The organism is Burkholderia sp. WTPI3 (assembly GCF_021483755.1).
GTDB lineage: Bacteria > Pseudomonadota > Gammaproteobacteria > Burkholderiales > Burkholderiaceae > Burkholderia.
Genome location: NZ_JAGIXF010000024.1, coordinates 80,213 through 94,267 on the forward strand (window position 1 = coordinate 80,213; position 14,055 = coordinate 94,267).

The 14,055-nt window shown below is 62.0% G+C and carries 10 protein-coding genes; 2 read left to right on the forward strand and 8 right to left on the reverse strand.

Features of this window, described 5'->3' with window-relative positions; all coding sequences use genetic code 11:
* Positions 1 to 18 precede the first annotated feature (18 nt).
* The 8 genes from herA to J7024_RS15880 form a co-directional block, all read right to left on the reverse strand.
* The gene (gene herA / locus J7024_RS15845) at positions 19 to 1,788 is read right to left on the reverse strand and encodes an anti-phage-associated helicase HerA (protein WP_059889256.1); all 1,770 of its coding nucleotides are present in this window, start codon (positions 1,786 to 1,788) and stop codon (positions 19 to 21) included.
* Entirely contained in the window at positions 1,785 to 3,020 is a 1,236-nt protein-coding gene (locus J7024_RS15850) for a DUF4297 family anti-phage-associated protein (protein ID WP_059889254.1), read from the reverse strand. Before J7024_RS15850 ends, herA begins: the two co-directional genes overlap by 4 nt.
* A gap of 35 nt (positions 3,021 to 3,055) precedes the next feature.
* Positions 3,056 to 5,740: an AAA family ATPase gene (locus J7024_RS15855; protein WP_060090825.1), complete on the reverse strand. Its 2,685-nt coding sequence runs from the start codon at positions 5,738 to 5,740 to the stop codon at positions 3,056 to 3,058.
* Complete coding sequence (locus tag J7024_RS15860) at positions 5,737 to 6,861, reverse strand: metallophosphoesterase family protein (protein ID WP_059889250.1); 1,125 nt, start codon at positions 6,859 to 6,861, stop codon at positions 5,737 to 5,739. Before J7024_RS15860 ends, J7024_RS15855 begins: the two co-directional genes overlap by 4 nt.
* Positions 6,862 to 7,084: 223 nt before the next feature.
* Positions 7,085 to 8,527, reverse strand: a complete 1,443-nt coding sequence (locus tag J7024_RS15865) for a hypothetical protein (protein WP_081059397.1) — start codon at positions 8,525 to 8,527, stop codon at positions 7,085 to 7,087.
* Positions 8,524 to 9,513, reverse strand: coding sequence for an ATP-binding protein (locus J7024_RS15870; protein WP_059889248.1), 990 nt, complete (start codon positions 9,511 to 9,513; stop codon positions 8,524 to 8,526). Before J7024_RS15870 ends, J7024_RS15865 begins: the two co-directional genes overlap by 4 nt.
* Positions 9,514 to 9,517: 4 nt before the next feature.
* Positions 9,518 to 11,491, reverse strand: a complete 1,974-nt coding sequence (locus tag J7024_RS15875) for a hypothetical protein (RefSeq protein ID WP_059889246.1) — start codon at positions 11,489 to 11,491, stop codon at positions 9,518 to 9,520.
* A complete protein-coding gene (locus tag J7024_RS15880) occupies positions 11,488 to 12,141 on the reverse strand; it encodes a hypothetical protein (protein ID WP_081059396.1) in 654 nt (217 codons plus the stop codon). The genes J7024_RS15875 and J7024_RS15880 overlap by 4 nt, the downstream gene beginning before the upstream one ends.
* A 474-nt stretch (positions 12,142 to 12,615) precedes the next feature.
* Here J7024_RS15880 and J7024_RS15885 point away from each other — a divergent pair, with 474 nt between their 5' ends.
* Positions 12,616 to 13,332 carry a hypothetical protein gene (locus J7024_RS15885; protein ID WP_234745287.1) on the forward strand — a complete coding sequence of 239 codons (717 nt, stop codon included), beginning with the start codon at positions 12,616 to 12,618 and terminating at the stop codon, positions 13,330 to 13,332.
* A 14-nt stretch (positions 13,333 to 13,346) separates the two neighbouring features.
* Positions 13,347 to 14,055 (forward strand): phage integrase family protein (locus tag J7024_RS15890; protein WP_327796265.1); only part of this gene is annotated, 709 nt, incomplete at its 3' end.

Genomic DNA, 14,055 nt, shown 5'->3' on the forward strand with positions numbered 1-14,055 from the left:
TCCGGAAGGGCCTCGCCCTCACTCCTTGAGCCAAGCCTTCTTGATCGCCTCGAAGTTGAGCTGCTTCCATTCTTCCTTCCAGAGCTGGTAGTACGGAATGTCGGTCGACGAGGGCGGCGGGTCGCAACGCTCGACCTTGACTAACGACGGCATCACCACGGACTCACCGATCAGCAGTGCCTCTCCGGCGCCCAAGGTCGGTAGCTTGTCGCAAAGATTTCCAAGCGTGTCAGGCAGCAGACGTGCGACGTAGCTCTGGTCACTAGGGTTGGTCAGCCGCATCGCGAGGAAGTTGCTGCACTGGGAGAAGATCGTCTCGGAGATCTCCGACGGGCGCTGACTCGACAGGAGCAGCGTCACACCGTACTTGCGACCCTCCTTGGCTATGCGTTCGATCGAGAACTTGGACGCACGAAAGCGCGCCAGGTCGCTGTTGGGTACGTATTTGTGGGCCTCCTCGTACACGAGCAGGAGCGGCGTGTCGGTGTTGATCTTCTCCTTTGCCGCAGTCCGCATCACCTTGTAGTGGTACCCGTACTCGAACAGAATTCGCGAGATCAGTGACACGGTGATGCTGAGGACCTCGAAGGGGACGCCGCTCAAGTCGACGATCGTGACGTTTGACTGTTCGTCTCCGTAGCCGATCAGGCTCTTCAGGGTCCCCACGAGCGTGGCCGTGTCGGCGGACGGACCGAAGAGAAACTGCAGGCGGTCCTGCTCCACCTTGGCCTCGAAGCGCGCGAAGAACTTGTCCAGCGACTTGTCTGCGTAGCTGCCCGGGGTGATGCTCTGGCCTTTGGTCGGATGGAAATCGAGTCGCTTGGCAAAGTACAGATCGAGCCGCTCGTTCGCCGAGAGCTGCAGGCCGTGGCTGGTGTCGGTCTTGCCTTCGGGCAGTAGCGTGTAGCTGCCGTCCACCACCATATACCGCGCCTCGTTCTTCGAGTTCACGGTCTCGCTCTTGATGTTGTACAGCGCGTTCAGCACCTCATGGATGTTGAACTTCAGCGGGCTGTCGTAGAAGACGTTCTTCGCGCTGGTGTTGTGGCGCTTCTTATTCTCCGTCACCAACTGGCGGAACACGGCCGACTGGTTGTAGTTGTCGCGCTCGCCCGTATCCAGCAGCACCTCCTCAAGTTCCTCGCTATTGAGCAGCCAATAGGGCAAGGTCAACGTACTAGCGTCGAGGAAGTTCGCATCAGGGAAAGCCGTTCGGTACTCCGAGTGGATGTCGAAGATGACGACGTGGGAGTTGTTCAGCGAGTATTGGCCGTTCTTCGCGCTCACCGCCATCTGGATGATCTTGGCGATCGTGTGGGATTTACCGGCACCGGTGGATCCTACTACGGCCAGGTGTTTGTTGAAAAACCGATCGCCGTCCACCGGCACGGTGATCTTGTCGTTGGACACCAGAGCGCTGAAAGCGAACTTCTTAGCCGGGTCGACCGAATCCTCGAAGATCTTCTTGATGTCGTCGTCCGTCGCCGGCGAGACGCCCGTTGGCGGAATGGTCAGCGTGTCGCCGCCGCGGATGAACTTGCCGTCGGCGATGATTCCCAGTGGGAGCGCCTCGATGATGTGTCGGCGCTCCGCCTTGTCGTTCACCTCAATGCAGAAGTTCTCGATGATGGCGATAAGCGCGCAGTCCTCGCTGTCGGTGACGCGCAAGTACGAGCCCACCTTGAGGCTCTTGTCGTTGGCGAACGCCGAGATGTTGCCAACTGAGATCTTCACCTTGTCTGGGAAGACCGCGATCACTTCCGCCTTGATGTCTTGAGAATCGCTCATGCCTGCATGATCTCCTGAAGTAGATAGGCACTGTCACTCTTGATCGATTGAAGCCCCGTGGCCTTTGGCACGAGGGTACTGTCGAGTGGCGTGACCTTGTAGAAGTCGTAGACCTCGACGACCGATCCGGTGCAAGCAGCGATGGTCGGCGCCAGCTGCTGTTCACCGGGGACGAACTTGATAGTCCAAAGGTTGTCCTTGGTGGGGGCCGCCGCCAGCATGGCGGGCGAGAACTCGGCGCCTTGGAATGGATAGCCATCATTGAACGCCACGCCCTGCGTCCATAGGCTGGCCTTGAGCTCGATCAACTGCTCAGTCATCACGCCCCGCAGCAGCACGTAGGGGCAGAACCGGTCGGTCGCAGGCGTTCGCTGGAGCTCCTTGTGCGAGAAGAACTGGCCGATTCGAACGAGCATACGGGTGGCCTTGGCCACCTCGTACTCATCGGCCATGTCGATCACGAAGAACCTGGCGGCCTTGGGCAACTTTGTCTTGCCGAAGTAGAAGTACCTGCGGCGGACCATTCGCGCGAAATACTCGCGTCCCAGGTGCTCCCGCAGCCAAGCGCTGAAGACCACCTCCTTGCGGTTGATGGCCCTCAAGAACTGATCCTTGGTGATCTTTCGCTTAGCCTCGTCCGCCTCGATGGCCAGCCCCTGAACGACGTTTATCGCTACCGGGTAGAAGAAGCTCAGCGTGTCGCCGGTCGAGCAATCGGGGATCTCCGACTCCAGGAGCTTGAGCACGTTGGCCTGCTGATTGTCGTAGGACAGCGCGTTCACATCAATGTCCAGCAACGCGCGAAAGGCGGCAAGCTGGGCATCGGTGATTGCCAGTTCCTCCTGCACCTTGTGGACCTGCTTGTCCTTCATGTAGGTTAGGAAGTGCTCTTTCAGGAACTCGTCCGTCAGCGGGAGCGTGAGCTTGTGCTGACCGCCGCGGTAGTGGCCGTACAGCCGGTACCTGAACACCTGGTCGGTAGGGCAGCCCGCGGCATGGAAATGCCGCAGCATGTGGATTACCGCCTCTTTGATTACCGAATGATTGTACTCCGTGCCTTCGTAGTACTTGCACTGCACGAAGGCACTCTTATCCCCATCGTCCAAATCGATGTCTTCCACCCCCTCGACCGTGATGCTCCCGTGCTTGGTCGCCTCGAGCAATCGCACGATCGTTTGGTCGAACTGGTAGAAGTAGCCTTTGATCGTCGCGGTTGCACTGCGGTCGGTCACGGTCGGTCCTCGGACTTGTCTCAGCGGCAATTGCGTTACTGGGAGGCGGCTCCGCTAACGGAGCCTGCGACTGGATTGGCCTCCTGCGACAACTCGCGAGCGGCAACGCCCAGGTCCTGCCACGCCTGTGGATGGCAGCTGAAGACGAGTATCTGGTGCCTGCTCGCGGCGTCGTAGAGCACGCGCTTCATCTGGTCTAAGCGATCCTTGTCGGTGTGAACCAGCGCATCGTCGAGGATGAGCAAGGTGGACTTGCCGGCCTCCTGCAGTAGGTCCGCGTACGCAAGCCGTGCGACGACGCCCATCTGCTCGCGAGCTCCGACGCTGAGTTCTTCGAACTCGCCGGTCTCAGCGCCATTGGTGCCGACGCGGGTGATGCGCCCCGGCGAAAGGTCTTCGCCCACCTCAATGCTCGAGCCCGGAAACAGGATCTGGAGGTAGTGGCTCAGGTGCCGTTGAAGCGGCGCACGCAGGCGCCGCGCCAGCGCGGAGCGCTTCTCGGTGAGCAGCTTCAACAGGTGGCTCAGCGCATTGGCCCGGCGCTCCAGCTCGGTGCACCGTCGCCCCACCTGGTCGAGCTCGCGCTGCTTGTCGGCGGCCACTTCTTCCAGCCCCAAAGCGCCTTTGGCCTCCAGGTCGGCCTCAAGCCGGATGATCTCGCCCGCGCGCTGAGCATACGCGGCCTCCAACTGCTTGGCGCTTCGTTCGAACCGCTCGACATCCTGCTGCAGGACCGACATATTGAGCGAGCGCAGCTGCTCTGCGAGCGCGTCCACGTCAACTTGGGCCGTGGTCTCGCGCGCGAGCGCATCGGTCAGTGCGTGGCTGGCGGCCGCCTTCTTGTCCGCGCGCAGCGGGTCGCTGAGCGTGGCCTTGGCCGCGGCCAGCTCATCTCGCGCGGCACTGACCAGGGCATTCGCTTCGCTGACGGCGAGCTTGGCCTCGTTCAGCTGGGCCGACGCATCGTCCAGGACCGTCCTTGCCGAAGATTCGTCCGATTCCGCTTGCGATACGAGAACGCTGGCGGTCTCAGCCCCCACCGCCAGCGCCAAGGTCTCCAGCGTCTGCTTGGCTGCGATTAGCTTGGTCGATAGCGCAGCCACGTCCGCTTCCAACACTGCAAGCCCGTTCGGGGCATGCGCCGCGAGCACGGATGTGGCCGCCTTGCCCTCGGCCACTCGCTGCGCGTGCAGCCGCTCACGCGACTCCGCTTCAGCCAGGTTAGCAACGCCCAGACTCTGCAGGAGCACGGTCAACTCATCGCGCTGACGATCGCGGTCCCCAATCAGACTCTGCAGATCTTCGCCGCCCGGCAGCACCGTGATGCGGCCCACCCCCTCGATGTCGATGCCCGTGCGCACCACCACGGTCAGGCGCTTGGTGCCCATTACTTCAGCACCAGCCACCCGCACCTTCGCGCCAGGCTCGAGCTCGAAGTCTAGCGCGGTGGACACCGCGTCCAGCTTCGCCTGCGCGGTGCGAAGGCGGTCGGTGCCCTCGCGCAGCCGCTTGAGCTCGACGCCGGGCAAGGCGAGCGACAACGCTTCGGCCTTCAACCGAGTCAGCTCTTCCTGCTTGAGCTGCGCCTCGTGCAAGCTCCGCTGCAAAGCCTGCGCCTGAGTCGTGAGATCGATGACAGACTTTTCCTGGGCCTGCCATGCGGCAACTTGGCGTGCCGCCACCAGCCGCTCGCGCGCCTTCGTGCTCGCGAGCGCGGCCTCCGCATGGCGGGGCTCCCAGGCCTGAAGCAGTCCCTGTGCCTTGATTAGCTTGCTCTGAGCCGCTTCCAGGTTCACTTCGCGCAGGGTTAGCGCTTCCTCGTCGCGCTCCATGAGCTGGAGCTGCTGGCGTACGGCGACGACCTGCGCCATGGCCTGTTTGAGCAGCACCTCCTGCGCGGCCCGTCTGTCGGCCAGCCCTGTGGCGTCGTTCAGCTTGGCCTGAGCCTGTGCGAGCTGCTCGCGCACGGCCATCCAAGGCCTCGCTTCGTCATCTCGCCCATGATCGCGGCGCAAGGTTGCCAGGCGGTCGACGTCGATCCGGTACGCGTCAATTTCCGCGCGCAAGACCTCGAGCGTCTCCTCCAGCGCTGAACGGCGCTTGAGCGCCTCTGCGAACGCGCCGCGGGGTGCCTCGGTGGATGGAGTCAGGAGCTGGTTGCGCTCGGACTCCACGGCCTTGATTACATCGTCGCCACTGGTGGAGGCCAACTCGCCCAGAGAATCCCCCAGTGCGTTGCGCAAGTGATCGCTCGCAAAGCCGACGGCCTTGTCAATCTCGTGCGAGGTGCCCTGCCTGATCCAGAGCAGACCAGGAATGCCCATGTGCTCAGGCGAGCTGCCACCCCTGCCAGCGAAACTGAAACCCAGTATTTCCCCCAGGTGATCCTCGGCCTCGGTCCCGTCTAGGACCTTGCCGTCGATGCTCAGCTGGCATCGCTTCTTGCCCAGGAACGACTTGCTGAGCCGCGCGGGCTTGCCGCCGAGCTCGAACTCGATCTCCACCGAGGGTGTCGCGGAGCTATCACTCCACGGGCGCAAACCACTGACCGAGTTGGACTTGTACCGCTCGAAGAAAGCCGCTCGAATGGCTTCAGCCACTGTGGACTTACCCGCCTCGTTCGGGGCGACAAACAGGTTCAGTCCGTCGGCGAAATTGCCCAGCTCCAGGGGCGCCCGAAAGCGTTTGAAATTCTCGATTCGCAATCGCTTGAGTTTCATGCACCAGCTCCCAGCCCGGAGCCATGGTCATCCAGGATTCGAGCCAACGCCAGGAGCGCGTCCCGCGCCAACTCGGGCTCGATGCCGGTTTGCTGCTCGCGCAACTCCTGCAGCGCTTCGCCCACGAAGCCATCGGCCTGCAGCGCTTGGATGTCCTCCTCGGTGGGCTCCAGCCTCAACATCGCTGCATCCCAGAGGACAGCCCGGGCCTTGGCCCGGGCCGTACCAAGCGAGGCCGACAGCTTGCGGTGTCCCGCCAAGTTGCAGGTCCCGAACACGCGCACGTGAAGAACATCGCCGCCGCCTACCGCATCGAGTATCCGCACAACCTCGTCAACGTCCGAATCGACGGCCATCTGCTTCTCGATCTGACGCCAGTTGAACTTGCCCGTGGGGACCGTAGTGATAACTGGCTCGAGCGCCGTAGCCTCGATGGAGACGAGCAGCGCTTGGCCCGAGTCATTGGCCTTAAATCGATCCGACTCAGGCGTGCCGGCGTACCAGGTCTTGCCATCAACCCGCTTGGTGCCATGCCAGTCCCCCAGCGCCAGGTAGGTCAGCCCCGCGCCTTGTGCCCGGCCTGCAGCGATCGGATTTGCCGAGTCCACGTCCTCGGGAAGGATTCCTTGCACGCTACCGTGAGCCAGACCGATCCGCGGCAAATCGTCGGTTGAAACATACGCCGCGAACCACTCGGTTAGGTCGATATAGGTGTGGCGCTGGGTCAGAGGTGCCGGCAACAAGGTGAACTTGCCGGCCACCACAATGGGCTTCGGTTCCAGGCATACGATAACGTTGTCCGGGATCACTCCAAGGCGCCGCGCCCGGCTCCACACCGACTCAGCTAGCGCAGCGTCGTGGTTGCCCGGCATGAGGACCCAAGTCCCAGTGAAGCCTTGCATCGCGTTGAAGAGCCGACGGATCGTCTTGTCAGCCACCGTTTGGGCGTCAAACACGTCGCCTGCGACCAAGATCGCATCGACACCGCGATCGGTCGCGATACCAGCCAATCGCTCTACCACAGCAAAGCGGGCCTCGAACAGCGCAGCCGCGTCGTCAGGCTCAAACTGCGCGAACACTCGGCCGATCTGCCAGTCGGCCGTATGCAAAATTGAAATCAAGTCGCCCCTCCCCGATCGCTATGTATTGCAGTAGTTTTCTCGCCGCGGGAGCTTAACGCGCCGCTCACGACTAGTTTAACGCTTTGAAACACCGCTCAAGCAGCTTGGCTGCTTCACCGCATCTTGAGCTCAGTGAGCATGGATCCGAGTCCGACATCAACGAAATCCTATTCCGGTCAACAACCCATGGTTAAAGTAGTTGCTCGTCGCGCAGTCATTGTGCTCACGACCGCGGAACAAGAAACGCGTCGCGCATCGGATTATGATTGTGGGTCAGGAGGTTGAGGTGTTCACGATGATGTTTGGCCGTGCCACGCTGAGGCCCTGGCGAGTGTTTGCTGTCTCTCCGGTCAAGCGGCATAACGCAGAGCTGCTGCGGCACGTCCTGCAGAAATGCGCCGCCTCGCATCACCATCGCGCGTTGCAGAAAGTCGTGCACCGGAAATGGCAACCAAAGCACGCCCCGTGCACCCGCGCCCTGTGCCTCATCCAGATACGTACGGAAGCTGTCCAAGCAGGCGAGTGTCAAGGCGTGCAACGTCAGCCAGTGAGCTGCTTCCCTGCTCCATGCTCGTGGCGCGACCGGCGCGTGAAGCGACAACCAGACTGTCAGGCCGAGCGGCCCATGCACGGGCTGTTGTAAAAGGGAGCGGGGTATCCCTACGCCTTCCCATTTGCAACGCCATCGCAGGAAGGCCAAGGCGACCGGACAACACGATGTCGTCGTACCCCCGCAAAGCGGCCATGCGAGGTAAAGTGCGGCACTCTTAATGCAGGCTAGGTGGCTCCGGCCATACATGCGCATGATCCGTCGCCGCACCGCCTTGTAGCACGCGTGCGCCGATGCGTCGTGATCGCCGGAGAACTTGTCCTGCATCACCGCCCGCAGCCATGGATCGTCAGGCTCAGCCTGCCCGCCCGTGCCAAACCTGATCCATGACGCCCCCTGCAGTGGCAACTGATACTCTGAAACCGGAAGCAGTTCGTCCGGCGTTGAGGGTAGCCCACCCGCGGCGCACCAGATTTCTTCCGCTCCTGAAGGCTCCTGAATAGTCAGCCGGACATGCCTCGCACGCTTTCCCAATCGTCGTTGATAGGGATGCCCTACACGAATATCATCCAGCCCCCGGGATGGCACCCACCATGCATGCCGACACGATGGGCAGTCAAACGGAGCCTTGAACAAGTCGGGCCGTAACCGATAAGGAATGGGTTCGTCGCACCGCTCACAGCGCTCGACCAGCGGTATTCGATGCACGGGACACTGATCAACGCGGTGGTACTGAAATACAGCCAGATGAACACCTTGCTGCGCACACTGCACACACCAGCGCAGCGTCGGCGACGAAATCCTCCGAATCGCGCCGGATGGCATGACGAACGCTGCGGCAATCTCCGCCAGCGGCAGGCGCAGCATGCCGCTCATGCGCGGCAAATCGAAGCCTCGCGCGTCGCGAAGATCAAGACAATGCGGCAGCGTGCGCCGACCCTGCCTGCTTGCAACGGACTCCGTGAGCGCTGAGCAGGACAGCGCGTTGAGCCGCTGAAACTTCGCCAGCAGCGAGAATGCGGATTCTCCTGGAGCATGCCAGTCGTCCCGCCAGCACCACGGATCACGGACCGCAGGCGCATTGTCTGCCTGCAGGATATCGTAGTACCGTGTCATGACCCCGCCTCATCGACGAAGATGATCCGCAACGCCTCAAGCGCGGCAACAAAATTTGATTCTTCGACGGCCTCGTCCCAGCAGGCGCGGCTCAGTTCAAACCATGCCGAGTCGTGTTCCATATTGCGAGTCAGCGCGATCTCAACCGAGCGAGCCAGATACTCCATGGGGATTTCCATCGGAAAATCGAACCTTGCGATTCGATGCGCCGCTTCGAATGCATCCCACAGCACCTTCTGTTGCGCGCCGAGCTGAAAGCCCGTGTCGTACGCACGCTGCAGAAAAAACCGCGTATAGGTCCAGTCGCTGCCTTCCGGAAAGATTGAGCTATCGTACGCGGCGAGAGACATTTTCAGGTCAGCCGCCTGCTGCATGCCCGCAAACCGCATCTCGTCGATCATGAAGCGGGCGACGATCTGCGAGGTATCGACGTTCTGCCGAAATGCGCTCCTGCGGTTCAGAATGCCAGGCTGGCCGACGAGGAACGCAAACATGCGGATACCGCGGCGACCAAGCTCGTCCTGCACGTCACGCAGCCACTCGTAGTGCTCAATCTCAAGTCGTTGTGCCTCGTCGACGAAGATAACCAGCGTGTTACCCGAAACGCGCGCCACAAGTTCGGCGAGCTTGTGGTAAAGCCGCAAGCGCCGTTGCAGGGCGGTACCGCTGTCCGGGCGGGCATGCTGGGCGACATCGAGCAACATCCCGAAGAACAGGGACTCCGAGCGCGTGGGATTCTGTGGCATGCCGAGAGTGAGCACAACGACACGCGGCAGCTCGTGCCGCAGCAGCCGCGCGCAATATCGGACCGCATAGGTTTTGCCCCAGCGGGTGTGCCCGTAGATCACCGAACCCGTCACGCCCCGACGAAGGCAATGCCGGACTCGCGCATACATGGCCGCGATCGCCGGCGTCGGCACGATGTATGACTGGTTAAGCAACGGATGCTCCGACGGGTCGACGGGGCGTTTGGGGGTATCGAACATGGCTTCAGTACGTGAAGATCCGCGTCAGCCATGGTGCCGGCTCGTCCTTCGGACGAACCAGTGCCGGTAACCTAACCCCGGTAGATGCGGCCGGCGACACATTCTCTACAGCGAGCGCCCCCTGTTGTGGCGCGTGCGCCTTCGCGCGGTCGGTCAGCATCCGTGCGAGGTCATTTGCTTCGCGCGCATGCTGCCTTGCCTGATCCTTTTTCCACGCGAACCAGGTACTAACCGGATCGTCGCCCTCCCGCCACGCGAGCTTGCGCTGGCGAATGAGCGAAAATATCTCCTGACGAACACGCAGCGAATGCGGTGTGAAGCACCATGGCCGGGCCGCCGTGAGCACGCCCAGCTCGGCGCCGTTAATGAAGAAGGCGTGCATTTGGCGCACGTCCTTCACGTTGAAATAGACGCGCAGCTGCTGGCCGATCAGCCCTGTCATGCTGGACAACAGGCGGTTGTCGTAGCGCACGTATTCAAAGTTCACATGCGGCCGCACGCCCCGACTGACGTTGCCGCGAATGGTCACAATCCGCGCCTCCTGCAACAGGCAGAGCGTGCCGCGCCGAGCTTCGGGGACCGTGCGCAACAAGCCCTCGCGTCTGGCAAGCTGAAACTGCATCGCCTCGAGCGGCGATCGGCCGCCAAGTCCCGTGTGTGGCTCGCCGTTGTAGTTGGCAAGCACGACGTCAATCACGTCCTCAAGCTCGTCGAGCGTCATCATCAACGACGTGTTTCCGCCGACGTCGCCCAGCGCTCGCTCGACCGCGCGCGGATCTCGGCCGGTTGTTGCCGGTAGACGGTGAGCGAAGTGCGACGCCAACTGGTCGAAGAAGCGTTCGATGAACGCGCGCTCATTTTTATGGCCAAGCGGCCCGTTGTTCGTCGCACAGCCGACCACTGTCGTAAGGCGCTCGAGCGTCGCCTTCGCGAAATGCGACTTTGCCGCATCGAAGCGCAGCGTGTTCCAGCATGCCCATGCTGTCTGAGGAATGATTTCCGAAGGGAACCCTCCGCCCTGCTTGACGCGCAGTGCGGGAATCTTCGGTTCGCGGGCAACGTGCGGCATCAATGCCGCCTGCAACGCCTGTGCAACATCGTCCCGGTTGTATTCCCGCCCTGGGGCCAGTGCGTAGCCGATGACCGCGCGGCTCGCTACATCGAGCAGCACCAGTATCCAGATCCGGTGCATAACCAGCAAAGTCTCGAAGCCGAACGGGTCATCGATGCGCAGCGTTAGCCGCACGTCGAGCTTGTGTCCGTCGAATTCGACCACCTCATAAGGATATGTCGCAGTCCTTCGTATATTTTCTGCGTCGGCTTGCCACTCGTGGCCGATCTGCTCCGCGCCCGCTGCGCGGGCAGCCGATGCAAACTGCCTCCCTGCAAGTTTGTTGACATGATTTGCCAGAGAGCGTTCGCCAAGATGTTTCCGGTTGAACGGATATTCGTGCGCCTGAATACCAGCCTTCCGGCATTCGGCAAGAAAACCTGCTTGTAGCCGCCATATCTGGCGGTGGACTTCTTCAAGCTTGGTCTCACCCCGGCTTCGGGCAGCAACCTTACGCTCGATCCAGCGCGCGATTTGCGGGTATCGAAGCAGCAGCTGACCGAAAGCGCCACTCGTGCCGTCGGTACCGGCTGTCGTCACGGGGGCCCGACGTTCATACGGACGGGTATGCAGCCAGGGCAGCAGCGCCCGGCAACCATGAATACGGCCATCTTCGTGAGGTGCGATGCACCGTTCGAAGAGCCGGTATAGATCGTTGATCCGCACTCCCGTTTCTCGGCCGATCGCCTGCAGTGGCGTGCTTCCGTCGACAAACAGCGTCATCGCCCGCACCCGCCGCGTGAAGAGCCCCCGTGCCTGCTCATCTAGGGCGCTGTCATCGGCACTGGGCCACTGGCTGAGGTCAACCAGCTCAGCAGGAATGGAGCGGCGATCGAAGCGTAGCGTCCCGAAGGCAATCGATCTCATGGCGTCACCAAGCGGCTATTGGGTCCGAGAGGCTGTGAGGCGATAGTTGGGCAGTCCAGCATGCCTTTCAGGACCAATGAAAACGCGACGGCACGCACGAGTTCAGGATGAAGGGCGTCAAACCGTTGTTCCAGTTCGGCCAGCGTCAAGCCGCCATCGCACGCGGTCGAGATGGCACGGGAAAATTCATCTCCGACTGCTGCGGTGTTCGCCGCGAGGTAATGCAACATCGTGAGCCTGTTCTGGCACAGCAGCTCGGGATCGTCGAGTTGATTCGGGAGGATGGTGTGCACCGTCATTGCGTTCGCCCGACACCACGCGTCGAGTGCCGGATACACGCGAAGCCCCTTTGCAGCGATCGTCGCTTCGGATGATCGCAAAACCAGATGCAGCTGCTCGCCGTAGTCCGTACAAACCCAGAAGTCCGCAGCCCGACTCCCTCTCGCCTCCGGGACGAGCAGCGGTCGCTCGCAATAGGTAACCACTTGTGGGGCGGATTCCAGCCGCAGCCAGAGCTGAAGCGCGCTTCGGCCAAACAACGTCAGCCTCCTGCCGACCTTGGGACCGAACACGTCGAACCGATGTGCGCCGTACGGACGCACGTCGGTAGCCGCCTTTCGGAAACGTGGTGAACGCATCGCGCGCTCCATGCAAGTTATGCACACGTTTTACTACACGAAAGGTGGGAGTGACGGATAGGGAAACCGCTAGGGCTAAAAGGCGCGTTGACGGATCAAGAAAATACTACGAAACACGTACCAAACGATACAAATCAAATCCCAACTGGTGTTGAACAGGAAGAGCGGCTTTTTCAGTGAGTTTTTCGGTACCAAAAAACGCGCCTCTTTCAAGAAGTCCGTGAAACATCAACACATGAAACGCGAAATGCCTTTTCGAAACAATCCGTTAGGCGAAGCACGCCTCATTTTACGATGTTCCACGAGATTGCGATATCCATGCCGTCGACCGCCTGAGATTTCCAACATTGCCTTCTCCATATCGAGATTTTCGACTCTTCTTTCCGAAATTGGAGAAGCGAATCTTGTTCATCTGAGGCCGGCCGACCACGTTCCGCATGGATCGGCTCCGTCGGGCCAGTAGAAGTTTTACTTCATCGGACGGCGATGCTCTACGACCTGACGGCCAGCGTCGCGCAGATGTGCGCGCCGGTGCCTGCGGCGGCCACCGGTGGTTGGACCGACTGGCTTGATCACTGGCAGACGCTGATGGGGGCCGCCGTTGGCGGCTTCATGGGTGTGGCCGGTGCCCTGATCGTCGCCCGAGCGCAGCGCCGCCGGGACCAGCGTGTCGCCGCCGGCATGGTGCTGCCCGACCTGCAGCAGCTCGATGCAGCGGGTCAGAGTCTTCTGCGTCGACTTGGCCCGCCACAGGACGACCCCAACATGCAGGCCCAGGCGCGTGCGTTCTTTGAGGCCGCGCGTGTTGTCGATACGCTGAGGCTTCTGGCCGAGCGGAGACCCAAGCTCTTCGCCCTACACACACCCGCGATCGGGCAACTGTCCGATGTCGACGCCCGCCTGTTCAGCCACCTGTTTCAGTGCCAGATGGTCCATCGGCAGTTTGAGGACGCGATGGAGTCCCTGAAAACCGTACCGAGCGAACCCAAAGGTCTTGAACTGCAACACCAGCGGCTATGCAGCGACTGGACACTCTGCGTCGAGCACGCAGCACTCGCCCGGCATTTTCTCGAGCAGATCGTGTTCTCGCGCTTGCCCCGCTGGATCTCCAATGCCCGCATGAAACTGCGCCCGAACGACCTCGACGAACGCTCGGCGTATCTGCTTGTGAAGGGCGAAATTCGTCCTCCGGCGAAAGCCTGAAAGGTAGAGCGGCCATGAAAGCATCCACGCGCCGGCTGACCCGGCAGCACTTCGCGCTGTATCGCGGCTGGCTCGAAGGCGCCACGATCGAGGGGCTGCACTCGGCCTACGGCGAAGCGGGCACCGACGTGCGCCTGACCCGACGCCTCATCGCCACCATGCGGGACGCGCTGGCCGTGGCGGCCCGTCGCGCGCACGACATCGAGGCCGCACACCTGCTGCGCCTGAAACCCGGCAGCATCCCGCTGGCCGAGCTGCACGGCCGCGACGACACGCCGACACTGGAGGCTTACCGCGCGCAGGTGGACCCGGACGGGGTCTACGGCGAGGCCGAGCTCATCGAGCTCTACAGGGCGGATTTTCCGCCGCAGGCCTCGCCTCGCGTAGACCGGAAAATTGCCCGGAACGCCCGCCTGCGCGCCCGTCAGGCTGCGGCGCTCGAGCGTATGGAGCGGGCACTGGCCGAAGAACCTGCACCGGACCATCCGGTCGACGGCTGGTTCGAGCCGGCCATCGCTGCGCGCCTGCAGGCCGCGGGCGTCGCCACCCTCGCCGACCTGCTGACGCTGATCCAACGTCGCCGCCACCGCTGGTACACGACCGTGCCGCGGCTGGGTCCCAAGGGCGCGCAGCGGATCACCGACTGGCTCGACCTGCACGCCAGTTCGCTCCAGACGATCCTCTCGCCGCTGGCCGTGATCCCGCGCCGGCAGCTCGTGGCCG